This is a genomic window from uncultured Metabacillus sp., from assembly GCF_947503125.1.
In the GTDB taxonomy this organism is placed as follows: Bacteria; Bacillota; Bacilli; order Bacillales; family Bacillaceae; genus Metabacillus.
Genome location: NZ_CANNCR010000005.1, coordinates 168135 through 189510, shown reverse-complemented (window position 1 = coordinate 189510; position 21376 = coordinate 168135). Strand labels below are relative to the sequence as shown.

The window sequence follows — 21376 nt, the reverse complement described above, 5'->3', positions numbered from 1 at the left end:
TCTTAAGGAGGATACTTAATGGCCAAGCGCGGGCGCATAATTGCTTTTTTTCTACTTGTCCTTGTTGTGGGAAGTTTAATTGGTCTAAATACAAACAGGGTTACAAACAATATGATTTTAGGTTTGGATTTACAAGGCGGCTTCGAAGTATTATATGAGGTGAAGCCGGCAAATGAAGGGGATAAAATCACAAGAGATGTCCTTGTCAGTACGGTGAATGCACTTCAAAAACGTGCGAATGTTTTGGGAGTTAGTGAACCGAATATCCAAATTGAGGGCAATGACCGGATTCGTGTGCAGCTTGCCGGTGTAAATGACCAGAATAAAGCACGAGAAATTCTCTCTACTCAAGCGGAATTAACCTTTCGTGATTACCAAGACAAGGAAATGTTAAATGGTTCAGATCTAGTAGAGGGCGGGGCAAGTCAGTCCTTCGATGAAAATGGTAAGCCTAACGTTGCAATTAAGCTAAAGGACGCTTCAAAATTTAAAGAGGTAACAGAAGAAATCGTTCAAAATAAACCATATAATCAATTAGTCATATGGCTTGATTATGAAGAAGGCAATTCTTTTCAGGAGGAAGTGACAAAGGCTGATCCTAAATTTATCTCTGCGCCGAATGTCGAGCAAGTATTCAACCAAACTGACGTAACGATTACCGGAGATTTTACGATACAAGAAGCGAAGGATCTGGCTAATTTATTAAATGCCGGGTCGCTTCCAGTAAAATTAGATGAGCTTTATTCCACATCAGTTGGTGCTCAATTTGGTGAACAGGCGTTAGATCAAACAGTGCTTGCGGGAATAGTTGGAATATCCGTCATCTTCTTATTTATGCTAGTTTTTTATCGTTTGCCTGGACTCATTGCCGTTATAACCTTATCAGCTTATATATATATCATTCTTCAGGTGTATGACTGGATGAATGGGGTGTTAACACTGCCTGGAATTGCAGCTCTTATTTTAGGAGTAGGTATGGCTGTAGATGCCAATATCATTACTTATGAACGAATTAAAGAAGAACTGAAGCTTGGACGAACAGTTCGCTCAGCGTTTAAAGCAGGCTCAAGACGGTCATTTGCCACCATTTTTGATGCGAATATTACAACCATTCTTGCAGGTGGAGTTCTATTTTTCTTCGGCACTAGTTCTGTAAAAGGATTTGCCACAATGTTAATTCTTAGTATTGTGGTAAGTTTTATAACAGCTGTTTTTTTATCAAGAATACTGCTTGGTCTCCTAGTGGAAAGCCGATGGCTTGATAAGAAAAAAAGCTATTTTGGCGTTAAGAAAGCGGATATCCTAAGTATCGAGAAAACGGATGATCATCCAACTGCTCCGACTAATTTCGATAACGTCAATTTCTTAAAACATCGTAAATTATTTTTCGTGTTTTCAACCCTTGCAGTCATAGTAGGAATCTTCTTTATATTAATTTTTAGACTTAACCTAGGGATTGATTTTGCGAGTGGAACACGGATTGAAGTGCTTGCTGGTAAAACCTTAACATCAGAAGAAATGACAACTGAACTGGAAAAGCTTGATCTTGAAGTCAATGATGTCGTACTATCAGGTGTGGAAAATGAGATTGGTGTTGCCCGATTAATTGGGGTTTTAGATGCAGAGCAGATCGCTGAGGTTAAAGGCCACTTTAAAGAAAAATATGGTTCAGAACCGAATGTGAGTACTGTCTCTCCGACAGTCGGGAAAGAGCTTGCACAAAATGCCTTGCTCGGTGTTCTAATCTCATCATTAGGGATTATCGTTTATGTTGCTTTCCGATTCGAGTTTTATATGGGTCTTGCTTCGATTGTAGCCTTGCTCCATGATGCTTTCTTTATCATTGCATTCTTTAGCATTACTCGTTTAGAAGTTGATATCACATTTATTGCTGCGGTATTAACCATCGTCGGTTATTCAATAAACGATACAATTGTAACGTTTGACCGTATACGTGAACTGCAGAAAAAAGTAAAGGTAAAAACGATTAAGGACTTGGAGTTTATAGTAAATCGAAGTCTTCAACAAACCTTTACCCGATCGATTAATACAGTGCTGACCGTTGTAATTGCCGTAGTCGCCCTGTTGATTTATGGAAGCTCCTCCATTACAAACTTCTCGATTGCGCTTTTAGTCGGACTTATTTGTGGAACGTATTCATCCCTATTCATTGCTGCACAGCTCTGGCTGATATGGAAAGGCAAGCAGCTTAATAAGAAAAAAGAAGTTGCAGCAAATGTAAGTGAAGAACTGCAACTATAAAATAGAAACATAATAAGGGTCAGTCCCTCTTTGTAATTGCTTTATTCGTTACAGAGAGAGGGGCTGACCCTTATTTATTGTGAATAGTTGGATACACTAAGTTTATCTGAAAACGAGGTGAAAACATGACGGAAAAAGATCGCTTTAAGCAGGCGGAATTTGCTGCAATGGTAGGGATGGCTGGGAATATTATATTAGCCATCATAAAAGGAGTGATTGGTATCCTATCGGATAGTCGTGCTTTAATTGCAGATGCTGTTCACTCAGCTTCAGATGTTGCAGGGTCTTTAGCTGTGTTTGTCGGTGTTCGGGCAGCTAAACAGCCTCCTGATGAAGACCATCCTTATGGGCACGGGAAAGCGGAATCAATTGCGGCAATCATTGTCGCTGTTCTATTATTTTTAGTTGGATTTGAAATTGGGAAATCCTCTTTTGAGGCATTTTTTGCAGAGATTGTACCACCAAAGCTTTTTGCTATTTTTGCAATGTTAATAGCGATCATTGTAAAAGAATGGATGTTTCGCTATACCTTTAAGCTGGGTAAAAGAATAAAAAGTGATGCGATTATTGCAAATGCGCATGACCATCGATCAGATGTTTATTCTTCTATAGCTGCATTGGCAGGTATCGGTGCTGCGATTTTCGGACCTAGATTTGGACTTGATTGGCTGGTATATGCAGATCCTGTTGCCGGGTTATTTGTCTCGATTCTTGTTTTAAAACTGGCTTGGAAGCTCGGTGCAGAGTCAATTCATACAACGCTTGACCATGTATTGCATGAAGAAGATATAGTGGGGTTAAAAGAAACAGTCACCAACATCACCCAAATTAAAAAAATTGATCAACTCCATGCGAGGGAGCATGGTCACTATGTCATTGTTGACATAAAAATTTCAGTTGATCCCCACATCACGGTCGAAGAGGGACATAAGATCGGTAAATTAGTGAAACAAACATTAATGCGTGAGCATGACAATGTTCAAAATGTGTTCGTTCATGTAAACCCATATTCGCCATAAATGAAGGGGGTGAGTTGATGAAGCGTCAATGGAGCATCTTATTGGCTATTATTTTTGCGTTAATTGTTGCGCTTTTTGCTGTCATAAACGTTGACCCAGTTAAAGTTGATTATTTGTTTGGAACGGCTGAATGGCCGCTTGTTCTGATCATTCTTGGTTCTGTATTAATGGGAGGATTTATCATTGCCTCTACCGGCATAATTCGTATCTTAACACTTCAGCGGAAATTAAAGCTAGCTGAAAAAGAAAAGACCATATTAATGAATGAGCTTGAGGCATTAAAAGAAAAGGTGCAAGGTTTACCTGGAATCGAAGATGAGGAAGGGCGGCATGAAAAAGGACTGGCAGAACAATAATATATAGTTCATTAATAAGAATGAACTGGAATACGGGATAATCCATAAATTGAAACCCCTTGACCACTCTAGTATAATGGGATGGTTGAGGGGTGAAACTATGTTAAAGGCAAAAACGAGATGGGTTGTACAGCCATCTGATGAATCCTTGATCAAATTATTAACAGAAAGCTTATCAATCACACCACTTGTTGCATCACTTCTTGTTAACCGCGGGATCACTTCAATTGAACAAGCACGTGAATTTCTAAAAATAGAGCAACAGGCTTTTCATGATCCTTTTTTATTAAAAGATATGGAAAAAGCTGTTATTCGAATCAAGACAGCAATTGAAAACAATGAACACATATTAATCTATGGTGATTATGACGCGGATGGTGTTAGCAGCACGACAGTCTTATTAACTACTTTACGAAAATTAGGTGCACAAGTCGAATTTTATATTCCTAATCGCTTTACTGAAGGATACGGACCGAATGAAGCCGCTTTCAGACAAGCCCATATCAATGGCTTTTCACTTATTATTACAGTAGATACCGGGATAGCTGCTGTCCATGAAGCAGAGGTTGCCAAAGAGCTTGGGGTGGATCTGATTATTACAGATCATCATGAACCAGGTCCTGTTTTGCCGGATGCACTGGCTATCATCCATCCTAAACAGCCAGAATGCCCTTACCCATTTAAGGAATTGGCAGGTGTTGGAGTGGCGTTTAAACTGAGTCATGCCCTCCTAGGTGAAGTCCCTTCTGATTTATTAGAGATTGCAGCAATTGGTACAATTGCTGACTTAGTAACACTTCATGGTGAAAATCGATTAATAGCCAAAACAGGTATTAAGCAACTGAAAACAACGAGTCGTACAGGATTAAAAGCTTTGTTAAAAGTTGCAAATGTGAATTGCGCTGAGATTAATGAAGAGACGATAGGTTTTGCCTTAGCGCCTAGAATTAATGCAGTAGGCCGTTTACAGGATGCCGACCCAGCCGTTCACTTATTAATGACAGAAGATGCTGAAGAAGCATTTGAAATTGCTAAAGAAATTGATTTATTAAATAAAGAACGGCAAAAGCTTGTAAATTTAATGACTGAAGAGGCAATTGATGAAGTTGAAACAAGGTTCCCAATTGCGGAAAACCCTGTTCTTGTCATTGCAAAGGAAGGCTGGAATCCGGGTGTTGTAGGAATTGTAGCATCAAGGCTTGTTGAGCACTATTATCGTCCGACAATTGTCTTGAGTGTTGATCAAGAAAAAGGAATAGCAAAAGGCTCGGCAAGAAGCATTGTTGGGTTTGATTTATTTGAAAGTCTCTCAACATGCCGAGATATTTTGCCCCATTTCGGAGGACATCCGATGGCTGCGGGGATGACGCTTGAGCTTGAAAATGTCGATGTGTTAAGAACAAGACTAATAAATATCGCTAAAACTCAATTAACCGAAGAGGATTTCACACCAATTAAAAAAGTAGATGTGTGTTGCAAATTAGAAGATATTTCAGTTAAGTCTATCGAAGAAATGCAGCTTCTTGCTCCATTTGGTATGGATAATCCTAAGCCGGTTATTCAAGTAGAAAATGTCATATTAGCAAATAGTCGAAAAATTGGGGCAGAGCAAAACCATTTGAAGCTTGTTTTTGAGCAAGAGGAACATCAACTTGATAGTGTTGGCTTTGGACTCGGATATATTTATGATGAACTATCCCCAACTGTAACATTATCAGCAATTGGTGAACTTTCGATAAATGAGTGGAACAATATAAGAAAGCCTCAATTAATGCTCCACGATGTAAAAGTAAATTGTTGGCAGCTTTTTGATTTTCGAGGAACTCGTAATGTTGATAAACTATTAAAGACAGTATGTACAGTAGAAAACACCATAATTATAACCTATCAAGCATCACAATATGAGATATTAAAGCAAAAAGGTTATGAAAAGAATATAGCCTATGTGGAATCGGCAGCACATGCACAGGAACTAAATGTTAATAATAAGCATCTTGTAATATTGGATATACCGTCGTCATTAGATCATCTTGATTTCCTCTTTACACAAGGAAAACCAGACCGTATCTATACTGTATTCCAACAGGAAGCAGACCACTTCTTTGCCACCATACCAACTAGAGAGCATTTTAAATGGTACTATGCCTTTTTAATGAAAAGAGGTACATTTAATGTTAAGGAATTGGGTGAAAAGCTTGCTCAGCATAAAGGCTGGTCAAAAGAAACAATTGAGTTTATGTCACAGGTGTTTTTTGAGCTAGAATTTGTTACAATAGAAAATGGTGTTATTTCGACAAATCCTGCATCTCGAAAAAGAGATTTAGCTGAGTCGGAAACATATGCAAAAAAACAAAGGCAAATTGAATTAGAAAAAACGTTATTATATACATCTTACAGTCAACTGAAACAATGGTTTGAAGATCGATTTCAATCATCAGAAGTTCTTGTAAATGTATAAGGAGGACAAAGAAAAAATGGATTTAAAGCAATTTGTAACAGTCGTACCTGATTATCCAAAACCAGGTATCCAATTTAAGGATATTACAACACTAATGGATAACGGTGAGGCGTATAAATATGCGACAGACCAAATCGTTCAATATGCTCGTGAAAAACAAATTGATATTGTAGTAGGCCCTGAAGCGCGCGGTTTCATTATTGGCTGTCCTGTTGCCTACTCATTAGGCTGCGGGTTTGCTCCGGTTCGTAAGGAAGGGAAATTACCACGAGAGGTTGTTCGCGTAGAATATGGCCTTGAATATGGGAAAGATGTATTAACGATCCATAAGGATGCAATTAAACCAGGCCAACGTGTATTAATAACAGATGACCTGCTTGCAACTGGAGGTACAATCGAAGCTACAATCAAGCTTGTTGAAGAGCTTGGCGGTGTTGTCGCAGGGATTGCTTTCTTAATTGAATTAACTTACTTAGATGGTCGTAAATTGCTTGATGGCTATGATGTGTTAACATTAATGCAATTTTAAAAAGAAGCACTCGATTGGGTGCTTTTTTTACAAAATTTTTTTATCGTGTACAGATGAATGTCTTTATTCCACTTATAAATTCAATTACTCAACATGATACTTTCGCTTCTAGAATTTCCAAACACAGGATATGATGATCTTAATTTAAAACAAACCAGTAATTGACAGCTTAAAAAGAGTGAATCTTCTTTACATCTTTTCGTTTTTTATTGATAATAGTTACAATATAGTAAAACTTCTAATGATGGAAAGAATGATTGTTTATATAGATCGTAGTATTTTGATCCAATGCAAAAGACGAATAGTATTCGTTTTTTCTGGGTCCTATCAAAGTTTTCATTATAAAAAGGTGATTCCATGGCAAATGAACAAGTACTATCTTCAGAGCAAGTAATTGAAAAGGCACGGCGATATTTGTCAGCAGACGATACCGCTTTTATCCAACGTGCCTATAACTTTGCGGAAGAAGCCCATCGAGAACAATTTAGAAAATCAGGTGAACCCTATATTATCCACCCAATTCAAGTAGCGGGAATCTTGGTAGATTTGGAGATGGACCCATCTACCATTGCGGGTGGCTTCTTACATGATGTTGTGGAGGATACCGATGTAACCCTTGATGACCTTCGTGAAGCATTTAATGATGAAGTAGCCATGCTTGTTGATGGCGTAACAAAGCTCGGAAAAATTAAATATAAATCCAAGGAAGAGCAGCAGGCTGAAAACCATCGAAAAATGTTTGTTGCAATGGCTCAAGATATCCGGGTAATTTTAATTAAGCTCGCAGACCGTCTTCATAATATGAGAACCTTAAAGCACTTACCACAAGAGAAGCAAAGACGTATTTCCAATGAAACATTAGAAATTTTTGCACCGCTCGCACATCGGTTGGGGATCTCGAAAATCAAGTGGGAATTAGAGGATACGTCATTACGCTATTTAAATCCGCAACAATATTATCGAATCGTAAATTTGATGAAAAAGAAGCGCCAGGAACGTCTGGAATACTTAGATCAAGTAATTGACGAGGTTCGCCATCGTGTCGATGAGGTTAATATTGAGGCGGAATTTTCCGGCAGACCGAAGCACATCTACAGTATTTACCGGAAAATGGTACTCCAAAATAAACAGTTTAATGAAATTTACGACCTGTTAGCGGTACGGATTGTCGTTAATAGTATTAAAGATTGCTATGCTGTATTAGGGATTATCCATACATGCTGGAAGCCGATGCCGGGCCGTTTTAAAGATTATATTGCAATGCCTAAGCCTAATATGTATCAATCGCTTCATACAACGGTTATTGGCCCAAAAGGTGATCCGTTAGAGGTACAAATTCGTACATTTGAAATGCATCAAATTGCAGAATACGGGATTGCCGCACACTGGGCATATAAGGAAGGCAAAGAGGTTGATGAAAAAACAACATTAGATAAAAAGCTTTCCTGGTTTAGAGAGATTTTAGAATTCCAAAATGAAGTAACAAATGCTGAGGAGTTTATGGAATCTCTAAAAATCGATCTCTTTTCTGATATGGTTTTTGTTTTCACACCTAAAGGAGATGTGATTGAATTACCTTCCGGCTCTGTTCCAATTGACTTTGCATATCGTATCCATTCCGAAATAGGAAATAAAACGATCGGTGCAAAAATTAATGGAAAAATGGTGACATTGGATTATAAGCTAAAAACAGGGGACATTATTGAGATTTTAACCTCAAAGCATTCCTATGGTCCAAGTCAGGATTGGTTGAAGCTGGCTCAAACTTCTCAAGCGAAAAATAAAATCCGCCAGTTTTTCAAGAAGCAGCGTCGTGAAGAAAATGTTGAAAAAGGCCGGGAAATGGTTGAGAAGGAAATTAAAAATCTTGATTTCGATGTGAAAGAAGTCATGACTGATGATAATTTACAAAGAGTGGCTGAAAAATTCAATTTTGCAAATGAAGAGGATATGTATGCAGCTGTTGGATATAATGGGGTTACAGCTTTACAGGTCGCAAATCGCTTAACAGAAAAATGGCGAAAAAAACGCGATCAGGAGGAACAGGAAAAAAATATTCAAGAGGTTATAAATGAAGCAAAACAAGTAAGATCATCAGCCTCAAGGAAAAAACGAGATGCTGGTGTGCAAGTTAAAGGAATTGATAATTTGCTCATCAGGTTATCAAAATGCTGTAATCCAGTACCTGGTGATGACATTGTCGGCTTTATTACAAAAGGTCGAGGAGTTTCTGTTCACCGCGCTGATTGTACAAATGTTCATACTGAGGATGCGAAAGAGCGCCTCATTGATGTTGAATGGGAAAACCAACCATCCTCAAGCAGAAAAGAATATAATGTTGAAATTGAAATATTAGGCTATGACCGTCGTGGTCTCCTTAATGAAGTACTACAGGCAGTGAATGAGACGAAAACAGATATCTCATCAGTGTCTGGAAAATCTGACCGAAACAAGGTTGCAACCATTAATATGGCAATTTCGATTTCAAACATTAATCATTTACAAAAAGTGGTCGAACGTATTAAGCAAATTTCTGATATTTATTCAGTACGAAGAATGATGAATTAAGGCAGGTTTAATTGTGAAAGTAGTTATTCAACGAGCAAAAGATGCAAAAGTAACAGTGGAAGATAACGTAGTTGGCCAAATTGATGAAGGTGTAATGGTGTTAGTTGGTATAACACATGATGATACCGAAAAAGATGCTGAGTACCTTGCAGAGAAAGTCGCGAATTTAAGAATTTTTGAAGATGCTGATGGAAAGATGAATCATTCTTTATTGGATCTAAATGGACAGGTCTTATCTGTATCTCAATTTACCTTGTATGGTGATTGCCGAAAGGGAAGACGTCCAAATTATATGAATGCGGCAAAACCAGATTTTGCAAATTACATGTATGAAATGTTCAATTCTAAATTAAGAGAAAAAGGGCTGCAAGTGGAGACAGGAACATTCGGTGCCATGATGGATGTTCAATTTACCAATGTTGGACCTGTGACTTTGATCTTGGAGAGTAAATAAAAAAGGGCTGTCTTAAAGGGACTGCCCCTCCAATAAACAATACGGAATTTTCTTGTTATAAGAATCCGGTTTAAGTGTTGAAGAGGGCTGATTCTTTTGTTTTAAGACAAGCCTTTTTTTGTTGAATTATTTGAAGTACAAAGCGAGACCATTAAAAATCCCCTGTGATATGCGTTCCTGATAATTTGATGTATTGATCGTTAATTCCTCAGTACGGTTACTTAAGAAGCCTAGCTCTACTAATGCTGCAGCGGCTTTATTTTCTCTTAGGACATGAAAATTTCCGAATTTAAGTCCGCGATCCTTTAAATTTGATTGTTGTGCGATACTACTATTCAAACGGGCTGCAAGTGGAGAATCTTTTAATGAATTGTAATAATAGGTTGTGGTTCCACTTGCACTCCTGTCAGAGGTGCTATCATAATGAAGACTTATAAATGCATCGGCATTGCGATAATGAGAAGTGCTGACTCGTGATTGTAAACTAATATATGTATCATTCGTACGAGTTAAAAATACATTTGCCCCGGCGGATCTTAGCTTGTTATAAACTAATTTAGCTGTTACTAATGTCATGTTTTTTTCTAAGGTGCCCCTTGTTCCAACTGCTCCGCTGTCTTGCCCGCCGTGTCCAGGGTCGATTACAATTGTTTTATTTTTTACATACTTTCCTGAGCCAGGTTTTGTAACAGGGGAGTTAATTCCGCTTGTTTCAACTACCCAGCCAGCAATATAGCCGATTTTATCATTTTCAAGGTTGATTTTATACCAGTTGCCAACGGTATCCAAAAGGGTATAAGTTTCCCCAGCATTTGCTCTCTTTACAATGGAATGGCCAGTGGATGCGCCAGAACGTATATTAGTGCCGTTATAGATAATTTTAACATGCTTATTATTAGTAGATGGATTAACTGTTGCGGCCGATGTATTTGTTGTTTTTGAGATATACCATCCAGCAACCCATCCTGACTTGCCAGAGTAGGAAATTTTTATCCAACGACCACTTTTCTCAAGGTATTGAGCTGTTTTTCCCTTATCAAACACCCCAATCACGCTAAACGAAGTACCGGGGCCAGATCGGATTCGTAAGCTTGTTGCTTTTGATATAACATTTCCATTTGAAACAGACGAATTTGAAGACTTGCTGCTGCTTTTCTCCTTCACCAGCCATGAAGCAACCCAGCCTGTTTCATTCCTTGATAATTCGATTTTTATCCAATCATTCTTTTTTTCCACGACATCAAATGTTTGTCCTTTTTTCACCTTAGCAATAATGGATGACGTTAGCCCTGCTCCGTTCCGAACATTTACGTGATCGACATTTATGGTGACTTGTTCATTGGCAGCAGTTAATGTAACGGTGTTTGCAAATGAGGCAATAAATAGAAGTGTAAAACAAATGTACATGGTGCAGTATTTGCGAAACAAAAATGAAACCTCCTTTTTCTAGCTGCTATTAATCACTTCTCTACTAATATCGGCAATCCTTTTTAAAGTTGAAATAAATTCTGTAAAAAAGGAAAAGATAATAATACGTTCTAAGGGTAAAATCCCTTATCGGAGATTTTTTTAGAAAGGATGTAGAATGGTGAGAAATAGTGAAAAAGGAAATGTAAGCCATGCACAGCGTGATGTTTTTGGTGTTGATTTTCATGATTTTATGGTAAAGGAACAAAACAATTCCTCAATTGAGTTAGCCTCAGAATTCGGAATTTCCTTACAGGAAGTTAGAAATCTAAAAAAACATTTAAATCGATCTTGACATTGAGTATTAAACATTCGTAGAATAAGATATAATTTGAAATCATACATAGTCCTTGAACCATTGAGGGAGAACAGTAAATAAGATTACACATGAAAAGAGAGGAAATGCCCTAGGCTGAAAGCATTTCTACATGATGCCTTATTGAAAAACACTCCTTAGGTTTCTCTCTGAAAAACAGCTTGTCTAGTAGGGGAAGAACGTTGCAGGCGTTAACTGATTGAGTGGGAATAGTCTTCGCTATTTCAACTAGGGTGGAACCACGGGTATAACTCTCGTCCCTACATTTGTAGGGATGGGAGTTTTTTGTTTTGGTTTAAGAACGATTGAAGCTAAAGCGTCTTATTTGTCTGGAGCTGACCAAGGCGTTTCCGCTTTTAGAAGGAGGAGAACAATGTCATTTCAGATACCTAGAGGTACTCAGGATATATTACCTGGAGAAGTAGAAAAGTGGCAGTTTATTGAAAATACTGCGCGTGAACTATGCAGCAGATATCAGTACAAGGAAATCCGCACCCCCATTTTTGAGCATACAGAATTATTTGCACGCGGCGTTGGTGAGAGTACGGATATTGTTCAAAAGGAAATGTATACTTTTGAAGATCGGAAGGGAAGGAGCATAACATTAAGACCTGAAGGCACAGCATCGACCGTACGTGCATTCGTGGAAAAAAAGCTTTATGCGAACCCGTCTCAACCAACAAAGCTCTATTATATTGGGCCAATGTTCCGATATGAGCGTCCGCAAACAGGCCGTTTTCGTCAATTTGTCCAATTTGGCATAGAGGCATTAGGGAGCCATGATCCAGCCATTGATGCTGAAGTGATCTCACTTGCTATGTCATTGTATCAATCACTTGGCTTAAAAAGCATCAAGCTTGTCATAAATAGCTTAGGTGATGGTGAGAGCCGTAAAGCTCATCGCGAAGCATTAATTGCACATTTTCAGCCAAGAATCGGAGAGTTTTGTTCAGATTGTCAAAAGCGTTTAGAACAAAATCCGTTACGGATTTTAGATTGCAAGAAGGATCGTGACCATGAATTAATGGAGACTGCTCCATCCATTCTTGAGTTTTTAAACGAAGAGTCAAAACAATATTTTAATAAGGTGCAACAATACTTGACGTCAAATGGAATTCCTTTTGAAGTGGATCCGCGTCTTGTAAGAGGTTTAGACTATTATAACCATACTGCCTTTGAAATTATGAGCAATGCGGAAGGTTTTGGAGCCATTACAACTCTTTGCGGGGGAGGCCGCTATAATGGCCTGACACAGGAAATTGGCGGACCTGAAACACCTGGAATTGGGTTTGCCCTAAGTATTGAGCGACTATTAGCTGCGCTTGATGCAGAAGGTGTTGCATTGCCGATTTCAAGTAATATTGATTGTTATATCGTAACGATGGGGGATCAAGCAAAGGACCGTGCAGTTTCATTGCTTTTTGACATGAGAAAAGCCGGTTTAAAAGCTGAAAAAGACTATGAAGATAAAAAAATGAAAGCTCAATTAAAGGCTGCAGATCGTCATCAAGCTAAATTTGTTGCCATTTTAGGTGATGACGAGCTTGAGCGAAATGTTGTAGCTGTCAAAAATATGGAAACAGGTGCACAGGAAGAGATTGCAATTGATGAGCTTATCACATATTTAAAACAATTTTGATTGAAATGAAAGGAGAGGATTCCATGTTTGGACGTACATATTATTGTGGTGATGTACCGGAGTCTGCTATTGGAGAAAAAGTCGTATTAAAGGGTTGGGTTGCAAAAAGACGTGATTTAGGGGGAGTCATCTTTATCGATTTGCGCGATCGCACAGGTGTTGTTCAGATTGTGTTTAATCCTGAAATATCAGCTGAATCATTAGAGATTGCTGAGAAGGTGCGAAGTGAATATGTGCTGGATATTACCGGAACAATTGTTGAGCGTGATGAAGAGACAATTAATCCGAATATTCCTACAGGAAAAATTGAAGTAATTGTTGAGAAGGTTACAATTTTAAATAAAGCAAAAAACCCACCATTTTTAATTGATGATAAATCAGATGAGGTGTCAGAGGATGTCCGTCTAAAATATCGTTATTTGGATTTAAGAAGACCTGGATTATTAAATACGATTCAGATGCGTCATAATGTTACAAAATCAATGCGCAATTTCTTAGATGAAAATGGCTTCTTGGATATTGAAACACCAATTTTAACAAAGAGTACTCCAGAAGGAGCACGTGATTATTTAGTACCGAGCCGTGTTCACCCAGGTGAATTTTATGCATTGCCGCAATCACCGCAAATTTTCAAACAGTTATTGATGGTGTCAGGCTTTGATAAATACTACCAAATTGCACGCTGCTTCCGTGATGAAGATTTACGGGCAGATCGTCAGCCTGAATTTACGCAAATTGATATTGAAGCTTCATTTATGAGTCAAGATGATATTATGTCAATGACAGAACAAATGCTTGCTAGAATTATGAAAGAAACAAAAGGAATAGACATTGAACTACCAATGAAAAGAATGACGTATGATGAAGCAATGAGCCGTTTTGGATCTGATAAGCCGGATACACGCTTTGGGTTAGAGCTAGTTGATGTAGGTGAAATTGTAAAAGACTGCGGCTTAAAAGTATTTAGCAGTGTAATCGCAAATGGCGGACAAGTTAAATCAATTAATATAAAAGGTGCTGCCGATAAATACTCAAGAAAAGATATGGATGCTTTAGCCGAATTCGTTGCGCCATATGGAGCAAAAGGATTGGCTTGGCTGAAAATTGAAGCAGATGGCCTTAAAGGACCGATTATTAAATTTTTTACGGAGGAAGAACAAAAAGCATTAGTCGCAACCATGGAAGCCTCTGTCGGTGATATTCTTGTATTTGTAGCTGATAAAAAATCTGTAGTAGCAGATTCTTTAGGTGCCCTTCGTCTGAAACTTGGTAAGGATTTGCAATTAATTGATGAAAGCAAATTCAATTTCCTCTGGGTAGTTGATTGGCCATTGCTTGAATATGATGAGGCAACTAAACGTTATTATGCGGCACATCATCCATTCACAATGCCGGCCAGGGAAGATCTTCCTTTATTTGAAACAGACCCGGGAAGTATGAAAGCACAAGCCTATGACATCGTTCTTAATGGTTATGAACTTGGCGGAGGATCAATTCGTATCTTTGAAAAAGACATTCAGGAAAAAATGTTTAAGCTGTTAGGCTTCTCAGAAGAAGAGGCAAAAGAGCAGTTTGGTTTCTTATTAGATGCATTTGAATACGGTACACCTCCACATGGCGGCATTGCACTAGGGTTGGATCGACTTGTGATGCTATTAGCTGGTCGTTCAAACTTAAGGGATACAATTGCATTCCCTAAAACGGCAAGTGCAAGTGATTTATTAACAAATGCACCTGGTGCTGTAAGTGAAGCACAACTTGAAGAATTAAACCTGGAAGTGCTTGACTAAAAACATGAAATGCCTTTGTCAAGCACTTGAAAAGGCATTCTCAATATGATATTATTTTTAAAAATAACAGTTAAAAGTCCTGATGTGTACGTTGTACACCTAGTTTTGACCTAACATTTTTTCTACGGGAGCTTGTGTTTCTGGACAGCGTAAACGCCTCTAACTCGGATCCTTGAGGACTTACAAACCTCTGGAATAAAGCACCCACCTGCTAAGGGCGGGATCAAAACAAGGGAAACGGCAACGGCACGATTGGGACTGCTACATAAAAAACGTAAGGGTCTGACCCCTCAGTGAAAACTAATAAATAGTGCGGATTGTACTGTCTATTAAGTTTGGGGGGTCCGGCCCTCTTTATTTAATAATATTCTCTTGCATTTCCAACAATGTATGGTATATTCTTTTTCAGGTAAAAATACTGTCATTATGATGGACAAGATAATTGGATTGTAAATGGAGTGAGTTAGTTGCTACATCAATTTTCACGTAATGAATTAGCGATAGGAAAAGAAGGACTCGATATATTAAAGAATAGTACGGTTGCTGTTTTAGGAATTGGCGGCGTTGGTTCATTTTCAGCAGAGGCTCTCGCAAGATCCGGAGTAGGGAAATTAATCCTTGTGGATAAGGATGACGTTGATATTACGAATGTAAACAGGCAACTTCATGCGCTTCTTTCGACAGTCGGCCAGCCGAAGGTCGATTTAATGGAGGCAAGAATAAAAGATATTAACCCTGATTGTGAAGTGATTTCTCTTAAGATGTTTTATACAGAAGAAACGTATGAGCAGTTTTTTGAGCATAAGATTGATTATGTTATTGATGCTTCGGATACGATTTCGTATAAAATTCATTTGATGAAGGAATGTTTAAAACGTAAAATTCCGATAATCTCAAGTATGGGTGCCGCAAATAAAATGGATCCAACAAGATTTCAAGTTGCAGACATTTCAAAAACACATACAGATCCAATTGCAAAGGTAATCAGGACTCGGCTACGAAAGGAAGGAATCTATAAGGGGATTAAGGTTGTTTTCTCTGATGAAAGTCCAATCGTTATTCGGGAGGAAGTGCGCAAAGAGGTAGGGAATGATGCTGCACCAATCCGCAAAGCTAAAATGCCTCCGTCATCAAATGCTTTTGTGCCATCTGTTGCCGGTTTAATCATGGGCGGACATGTAGTAACTGAATTATTAAAAGATATAAAAATCGTTCGGGTAAAAGACGAAAATAAATGAGAAAACTGAAAAAAGAGGCAATTCTGCCTCTTTTTTCAACGTTTAAGCAAGTATTACTTTTTGTACTTAGTTCATACCTAGAGTATGATATTATGCAACTTAGTTATTTTAATCAATAATAGCCCATTACTTCCTTTGTTGATTTAAGAGCTTTTCGTAAATTTGGCTTAATGCTAATTCAAATTTTCCTGTTTTTTTCGGATGATAATAAACGTTGTTTTTTAGCTTGTCTGGCAGGTATTGCTGTTTTACCCAGCCGTTTTCATAATCGTGAGGGTATAAATAGTCAACACCTCTTCCTAATGCCTTTGCACCTTTATAGTGTGCATCCTTTAAGTGAAGAGGAACATCACCGGTATTCCCTGCTCTAATATCGGCAATAGCGCTGTCCAATGCTTGATAAGCACTATTTGATTTTGGGGATAAGCATAATTCAATGACAGCATTTGCAAGAGGAATCCTTGCTTCAGGAAATCCTAAACGCTCAGAAGCCTCAATGGCTGACAAGGTTCGACTTCCTGCCTGTGGATTAGCAAGTCCAATATCTTCATAGGCGATCACAAGCAGTCTCCTATTAATACTAACAAGATCACCTGCTTCAATGAGTCTCCCTAAATAATGTAAGGCTGCATTTACATCAGAGCCTCTAATGGATTTCTGAAAGGCTGAGAGAACGTCATAATGAGCATCCCCATCCTTATCATGGACAAAGCTTTTCTTTTGCAGGCATTCTTCAGCGATCTTAACTGTGATTTCAATGATTCCCTCTGAATTTGGTTCGGTAGATAGTACGGCTAATTCAAGTGCGTTAAGTGCAGAGCGAACATCTCCTCCACAGCTTCCGGCTAAATGGTGTAAGGCGTTTTCCTTTACGTCGATTTTTTGCTTGCCTAATCCGTTTTCTTTATCGTGAATTGCGCGAATAAGAGCTTGTTTAATCTCTTTTTCATCAAGAGAGTGCAGTTCAAAAATCTGACAGCGGCTGCGAATTGCTGGATTAATTGCATGGTATGGATTACTTGTTGTCGCTCCAATCAAAATAATCTTCCCATTTTCAAGGTATGGCAGCAAAAAATCTTGCTTTGCTTTATCTAAACGATGGACTTCATCTAAAATTAAAATTACTTTTCCTGACATTTTTGCTTCTTCAGCGACAATCTCCATATCCTTTTTATTATTAACAACAGCGTTAAGTTTACGAAAGGCTGTCCCTGTGCTGCCTGCAATTGCCGTAGCAATCGAGGTTTTTCCAATTCCAGGAGGACCATAAAGGATCATTGAGGACAAATGCTTCGCTTTTACCATGCGATAAATAATTTTTCCTTCAGCGACTAAATGTGTTTGTCCAATAATGTCCTCTAATCTTTTTGGGCGCATTCTATATGCAAGTGGCTGCTTCAAATTAAACACTCCAAACGTATCAGTTAAATGTTAGGTTATCTTTATTTGAAATACATATTATTTGAATAGCATAATGTCCAACCTGTATAGTTGGAGATAGTGCCTAATAAGATTATAATATGCTATAATGGCTAATGTTCAAAGTAAGAAGCTAATTATGAAACTAGTTCTTGCCGAACTTGAAATTTTATTTTTTGACATTTGTTGATGCTTGTGATAAAAAATATTATTTTAAGCAATTGAATAAATGATAATTAGTAGGATGACTCCACATTCACAAACAAATTTTTTGTCAAGGGATTGGCTTAAATAAATTTTAATATATAGGGGTGGTAGGATGAAAATATCAACAAAAGGCCGTTATGGTTTAACAATTATGATTGAATTAGCACGAAAGCATGGGGAAGGACCTACTTCTTTGAAAAGCATAGCACAAACTCATGATTTATCAGAGCATTATTTAGAGCAGCTGATAGCCCCGCTTAGAAATGCCCGACTTGTAAGAAGTATCCGCGGAGCTTACGGTGGATATATTTTAGGAGATGAACCGTCAAACATTACTTCAGGTGATATTATTCGCGTTCTTGAAGGTCCCATCAGTCCTGTCGAAGTTCTAGAGGATGAGGAGCCAGCTAAGAGACAGCTATGGATAAAAATCCGAGATGCTGTAGCAGACGTGCTTGATAATACAACATTGGAAGATCTGGCAAGCTATACAGACGGTAATCAAGAGCCGTATATGTTCTATATTTAAAAGCGGAAGCGCCTTGCCCGGCGACGTTTGGATATCAAGGCGCTTAACTTTATAATATCTATATTATGAAACAGAGGAAAGGGAGGGTTGCCATTTGAAACATATCTACTTAGATCATGCCGCTACATCTCCATTGCACCCGGATGTCGCTGAAAAAATGTTGCCGATAATGACAGAAAACTTCGGTAACCCTTCAAGCATTCATTCATTTGGGAGAGATGCGCGGCGTATACTTGACGAATCAAGAAGAAATTTAGCTAATCATATAGGGGCAGCACCATCGGAAATTATCTTTACTAGCGGCGGTACTGAGGCTGATAATCTTGCTATTATAGGTGGAGCATTAGCCAATGCACATGCTGGAAAACATATCATTACAACGCAAATAGAGCATCATGCTGTACTTCATGCATGTAAACATCTTGAACGGGCAGGGTTTAACATTACCTATTTGCCTGTTAATCAACAAGGTGTCATTTCATTGGAAGATTTAAAGAAACATCTGACAGATGAAACAATTCTTGTATCGATCATGTTTGGGAATAATGAGGTTGGATCTATACAGCCCATCTCAGAAATTTCACAGCTACTAAAAGAGCATAAAGCCTTATTTCATACAGATGCTGTACAAGCTTTTGGGGTTGAAGAAATAAATGTGAAAAATTTAGGTGTTGACCTATTAACGGTTTCAGCCCATAAAATAAATGGTCCTAAAGGCGTGGGATTTCTTTATGTAAAATCAGGTGTCAAGCTACAGCCTTCCTTATATGGAGGAGAACAGGAACTAAAGCGCAGAGCGGGCACAGAAAATGTCCCAGGTATATTTGGCTTTAGCTGTGCAGCTGATCTTGCTTTAACTGCACAGCATCAAAAAAGAGAAAAATATAAGTCGTTTAAACAAGAAATGATGGCGATCTTTAGAGATCATCATCTTCAGTTTGATATTAACGGTTCGTTAGATGGATTGCCTCATGTTTTAAATGTATATTTTCCTAAAACGCAAATTGAATCACTATTAGTTAATTTAGATTTAGCAGGAATTGCTGCTTCAAGCGGATCAGCATGTACGGCAGGCTCTGTTGATCCATCCCATGTATTAGTGGCCATGTTTGGAGAGGATTCAGACCGGATCGTATCATCGATTAGATTTAGCTTCGGTTATGGGACAAGTATAGAAGATATTCAACTTGCTGCAGAGAAAATCGCAAATATCGTAAAAAGAGTAACAGCATAGAGCTTATGGAGGTGAAAAGGATGAAAAAAGATCCAAAAGATACAAGAGTAGTCGTTGGGATGTCTGGCGGGGTGGATTCATCTGTTGCTGCGCTACGACTAAAAGAACAAGGCTACGATGTTATCGGTATTTTTATGAAAAACTGGGATGACACGGATGAAAATGGTGTGTGTACAGCCACAGAGGATTATAACGATGTCATAGAGGTATGTAATCAAATTGGCATCCCCTATTATGCAGTCAATTTTGAGAAACAATATTGGGACAAGGTATTTACGTATTTCCTAGATGAATACAAGGCGGGAAGAACGCCTAATCCTGATGTTATGTGTAATAAAGAAATTAAATTTAAAGCATTTTTAGACCATGCAATGTCACTTGGAGCTGACTATTTAGCTACAGGACATTATGCCCGTGTTGAATACCGTGATGGTGAATATAAAATGCTGCGTGGAATCGACGAAAACAAGGATCAAACCTATTTCCTCAACCAACTGGGTCAAGAGCAGCTTTCAAAGGTCCTATTTCCACTTGGAGATTTGGAGAAACCAATGGTTCGTGAAATGGCAAAAAAAGCAAACCTTGCTACAGCAACAAAAAAGGATAGTACAGGTATTTGCTTTATCGGGGAACGGAACTTTAAAGAATTTTTGAGCGGCTATTTACCAGCACAACCTGGTATTATGCAAACTTTAGATGGTGAAGTAAAAGGTAAGCACGATGGATTGATGTATTATACAATCGGCCAACGGCATGGCCTGGGAATCGGGGGCAGCGGTGAACCGTGGTTTGCAATTGGCAAGGATTTAGAAAAAAATGTTTTATACGTTGATCAAGGCTTCCATAATGAGCTTTTATATTCCGATTCCATTATCGCAACAAATGTAAATTGGATGTCGGACAAACCTGTTAATGAATTGAGCTGTACCGCAAAATTCCGTTATCGTCAAGCAGACAATGAAGTGACAGTTAAAATGCTGGATGAAACGACTGCAAAGGTAACGTTTAAACAACCAATACGTGCAGTTACCCCTGGTCAAGCTGTCGTTTTTTATGATGGTGAAGTATGTCTTGGCGGCGGAACAATCGACGATGTGTTTAAAAATGGTGAAAAGCTATGGTACCTTGGATAAGGATACGCTAATATTGAAAATGGGGGTTGACTATATTTCTCTAAGTCATCCCCTTTTCATTGTAAAATATTTTAGGCTTTTGCAGAAAGAAGGAATGACAATGGATGCAAACCAACGGGGAATCGAAGCCATGCAGCAAGGTAAGTTCGAGGAAGCTGCGACAATTTTCTCTGACGCAATTGAAGCGAATCCAAATGATCCAATAAGCTACATTAATTTTGGAAATTTGCTTTCAGCCGTAAATGAGCTTGAAAAAGCATTGAAATTTTATGAAAAGGCAATTGAAATAGATCAAGAGGCTGCAACTGCTTATTATGGTGCAGGAAATGTTTATTTTAATCAAGAAAATTACCATGAAGCGAAAAATATGTATGAAAAGGCACTGAAAATGGGATTGGATCAAGGCGATGTACATTTCATGCTTGGAATGTGCTTGCTAAATATAGGTCAAAACCGCTTAGCGCTTCCTTTTTTTCAGCGTGCTGTTGAATTGAATGACAATGATAGCGATGCAAGATTCCAATACGGCTTATGCCTGGCACAGCTTGATTTAGTAGAAGAAGCAATGGAGCAATTTCAGCAAGTTGTTGAACTTGATAAGGAACATGCCGACGCTTATTATAATTTAGGAGTCGCATATGCCTTTAAAGAGAATACGGAAAAAGCAATTGACATGCTGGAAAAAGCTTTAAATCTCCAGCCAGATCACTTACTAGCTGGACATGCACTAAAAATTATGATTGAAAATAAAGAATAAA

General features: G+C 38.3%; 17 protein-coding genes, 1 other RNA gene and 1 other annotated feature. Of the genes, 16 read left to right on the top strand and 2 right to left on the bottom strand.

Translation table 11 applies throughout. From position 1 onward, the window contains the following. The first annotated feature begins 18 nt into the window (after nucleotides 1-18). From secDF to dtd, 7 genes are all read left to right on the top strand, one after another. Nucleotides 19-2262 carry a protein translocase subunit SecDF gene (gene secDF / locus Q1B07_RS06425; protein WP_299087611.1) on the top strand — a complete coding sequence of 748 codons (2244 nt, stop codon included), beginning with the start codon at nucleotides 19-21 and terminating at the stop codon, nucleotides 2260-2262. A 125-nt stretch (nucleotides 2263-2387) separates the two neighbouring features. After that, entirely contained in the window at nucleotides 2388-3281 is an 894-nt protein-coding gene (locus tag Q1B07_RS06420; RefSeq protein ID WP_299087613.1) for a cation diffusion facilitator family transporter, read from the top strand. A gap of 17 nt (nucleotides 3282-3298) precedes the next feature. After that, a complete protein-coding gene (locus tag Q1B07_RS06415; protein WP_299087615.1) occupies nucleotides 3299-3637 on the top strand; it encodes a lipopolysaccharide assembly LapA domain-containing protein in 339 nt (112 codons plus the stop codon). A gap of 100 nt (nucleotides 3638-3737) precedes the next feature. Then, a complete protein-coding gene (gene recJ / locus Q1B07_RS06410) occupies nucleotides 3738-6095 on the top strand; it encodes a single-stranded-DNA-specific exonuclease RecJ (protein ID WP_299087616.1) in 2358 nt (785 codons plus the stop codon). 16 nt (nucleotides 6096-6111) lie between these two features. Beyond that, nucleotides 6112-6624: an adenine phosphoribosyltransferase gene (locus Q1B07_RS06405; RefSeq protein WP_299087618.1), complete on the top strand. Its 513-nt coding sequence runs from the start codon at nucleotides 6112-6114 to the stop codon at nucleotides 6622-6624. Between the two features lie 357 nt (nucleotides 6625-6981). Further along, nucleotides 6982-9192, top strand: a complete 2211-nt coding sequence (locus tag Q1B07_RS06400) for a bifunctional (p)ppGpp synthetase/guanosine-3',5'-bis(diphosphate) 3'-pyrophosphohydrolase (protein WP_299087622.1) — start codon at nucleotides 6982-6984, stop codon at nucleotides 9190-9192. A gap of 13 nt (nucleotides 9193-9205) precedes the next feature. Continuing rightward, nucleotides 9206-9646 carry a D-aminoacyl-tRNA deacylase gene (dtd, locus tag Q1B07_RS06395; protein ID WP_299087625.1) on the top strand — a complete coding sequence of 147 codons (441 nt, stop codon included), beginning with the start codon at nucleotides 9206-9208 and terminating at the stop codon, nucleotides 9644-9646. Between the two features lie 126 nt (nucleotides 9647-9772). Here dtd and Q1B07_RS06390 read toward each other — a convergent pair whose 3' ends face one another. Then, nucleotides 9773-11074: an N-acetylmuramoyl-L-alanine amidase gene (locus Q1B07_RS06390; RefSeq protein ID WP_299087626.1), complete on the bottom strand. Its 1302-nt coding sequence runs from the start codon at nucleotides 11072-11074 to the stop codon at nucleotides 9773-9775. 157 nt (nucleotides 11075-11231) lie between these two features. On the opposite strand from Q1B07_RS06390, the gene Q1B07_RS06385 reads away from it, so the two are divergent. From Q1B07_RS06385 to Q1B07_RS06365, 5 genes are all read left to right on the top strand, one after another. Further along, the gene (locus Q1B07_RS06385) at nucleotides 11232-11408 is read left to right on the top strand and encodes a hypothetical protein (protein ID WP_299832246.1); all 177 of its coding nucleotides are present in this window, start codon (nucleotides 11232-11234) and stop codon (nucleotides 11406-11408) included. A gap of 54 nt (nucleotides 11409-11462) precedes the next feature. Continuing rightward, nucleotides 11463-11694: a binding site (T-box leader), on the top strand. Nucleotides 11695-11802: 108 nt separating this feature from the next. Beyond that, a complete protein-coding gene (hisS, locus tag Q1B07_RS06380) occupies nucleotides 11803-13068 on the top strand; it encodes a histidine--tRNA ligase (RefSeq protein WP_299087630.1) in 1266 nt (421 codons plus the stop codon). Nucleotides 13069-13091: 23 nt separating this feature from the next. Beyond that, entirely contained in the window at nucleotides 13092-14858 is a 1767-nt protein-coding gene (gene aspS, locus Q1B07_RS06375; RefSeq protein ID WP_299832220.1) for an aspartate--tRNA ligase, read from the top strand. A gap of 73 nt (nucleotides 14859-14931) precedes the next feature. Beyond that, a non-coding RNA gene (gene ssrS, locus Q1B07_RS06370) (6S RNA) lies at nucleotides 14932-15121 on the top strand. Between the two features lie 204 nt (nucleotides 15122-15325). Further along, nucleotides 15326-16096, top strand: a complete 771-nt coding sequence (locus Q1B07_RS06365) for a tRNA threonylcarbamoyladenosine dehydratase (protein ID WP_299087634.1) — start codon at nucleotides 15326-15328, stop codon at nucleotides 16094-16096. A gap of 126 nt (nucleotides 16097-16222) precedes the next feature. On the opposite strand, the gene Q1B07_RS06360 is transcribed toward Q1B07_RS06365, so the two are convergent. Continuing rightward, nucleotides 16223-17473, bottom strand: coding sequence for a replication-associated recombination protein A (locus Q1B07_RS06360; RefSeq protein ID WP_299088073.1), 1251 nt, complete (start codon nucleotides 17471-17473; stop codon nucleotides 16223-16225). Nucleotides 17474-17834: 361 nt separating this feature from the next. On the opposite strand from Q1B07_RS06360, the gene Q1B07_RS06355 reads away from it, so the two are divergent. From Q1B07_RS06355 to Q1B07_RS06340, 4 genes are all read left to right on the top strand, one after another. Further along, nucleotides 17835-18251 carry an Rrf2 family transcriptional regulator gene (locus Q1B07_RS06355; protein ID WP_299087636.1) on the top strand — a complete coding sequence of 139 codons (417 nt, stop codon included), beginning with the start codon at nucleotides 17835-17837 and terminating at the stop codon, nucleotides 18249-18251. 94 nt (nucleotides 18252-18345) lie between these two features. Beyond that, entirely contained in the window at nucleotides 18346-19485 is a 1140-nt protein-coding gene (locus Q1B07_RS06350) for a cysteine desulfurase family protein (protein ID WP_299087638.1), read from the top strand. 20 nt (nucleotides 19486-19505) lie between these two features. Then, entirely contained in the window at nucleotides 19506-20618 is a 1113-nt protein-coding gene (gene mnmA / locus Q1B07_RS06345; RefSeq protein ID WP_299087640.1) for a tRNA 2-thiouridine(34) synthase MnmA, read from the top strand. Between the two features lie 100 nt (nucleotides 20619-20718). Then, complete coding sequence (locus Q1B07_RS06340; RefSeq protein WP_299087642.1) at nucleotides 20719-21375, top strand: tetratricopeptide repeat protein; 657 nt, start codon at nucleotides 20719-20721, stop codon at nucleotides 21373-21375. The last annotated feature ends 1 nt before the right edge of the window (nucleotide 21376 follow it).

Excerpts from the sequence above, each read along its gene's own strand:
- secDF (WP_299087611.1), top strand. The coding sequence starts at position 19 with ATGGCCAAGCGCGGGCGCATAATTGCTTTTTTTCTACTTGTCCTTGTT.
- Q1B07_RS06420 (WP_299087613.1), top strand. The coding sequence starts at position 2,388 with ATGACGGAAAAAGATCGCTTTAAGCAGGCGGAATTTGCTGCAATGGTA.
- Q1B07_RS06415 (WP_299087615.1), top strand. The coding sequence starts at position 3,299 with ATGAAGCGTCAATGGAGCATCTTATTGGCTATTATTTTTGCGTTAATT.
- recJ (WP_299087616.1), top strand. The coding sequence starts at position 3,738 with ATGTTAAAGGCAAAAACGAGATGGGTTGTACAGCCATCTGATGAATCC.
- Q1B07_RS06405 (WP_299087618.1), top strand. The coding sequence starts at position 6,112 with ATGGATTTAAAGCAATTTGTAACAGTCGTACCTGATTATCCAAAACCA.
- Q1B07_RS06400 (WP_299087622.1), top strand. The coding sequence starts at position 6,982 with ATGGCAAATGAACAAGTACTATCTTCAGAGCAAGTAATTGAAAAGGCA.
- Q1B07_RS06385 (WP_299832246.1), top strand. The coding sequence starts at position 11,232 with ATGGTGAGAAATAGTGAAAAAGGAAATGTAAGCCATGCACAGCGTGAT.
- hisS (WP_299087630.1), top strand. The coding sequence starts at position 11,803 with ATGTCATTTCAGATACCTAGAGGTACTCAGGATATATTACCTGGAGAA.
- aspS (WP_299832220.1), top strand. The coding sequence starts at position 13,092 with ATGTTTGGACGTACATATTATTGTGGTGATGTACCGGAGTCTGCTATT.
- Q1B07_RS06360 (WP_299088073.1), bottom strand. The coding sequence starts at position 17,473 with ATGCGCCCAAAAAGATTAGAGGACATTATTGGACAAACACATTTAGTC.
- Q1B07_RS06355 (WP_299087636.1), top strand. The coding sequence starts at position 17,835 with ATGAAAATATCAACAAAAGGCCGTTATGGTTTAACAATTATGATTGAA.
- mnmA (WP_299087640.1), top strand. The coding sequence starts at position 19,506 with ATGAAAAAAGATCCAAAAGATACAAGAGTAGTCGTTGGGATGTCTGGC.
- Q1B07_RS06340 (WP_299087642.1), top strand. The coding sequence starts at position 20,719 with ATGGATGCAAACCAACGGGGAATCGAAGCCATGCAGCAAGGTAAGTTC.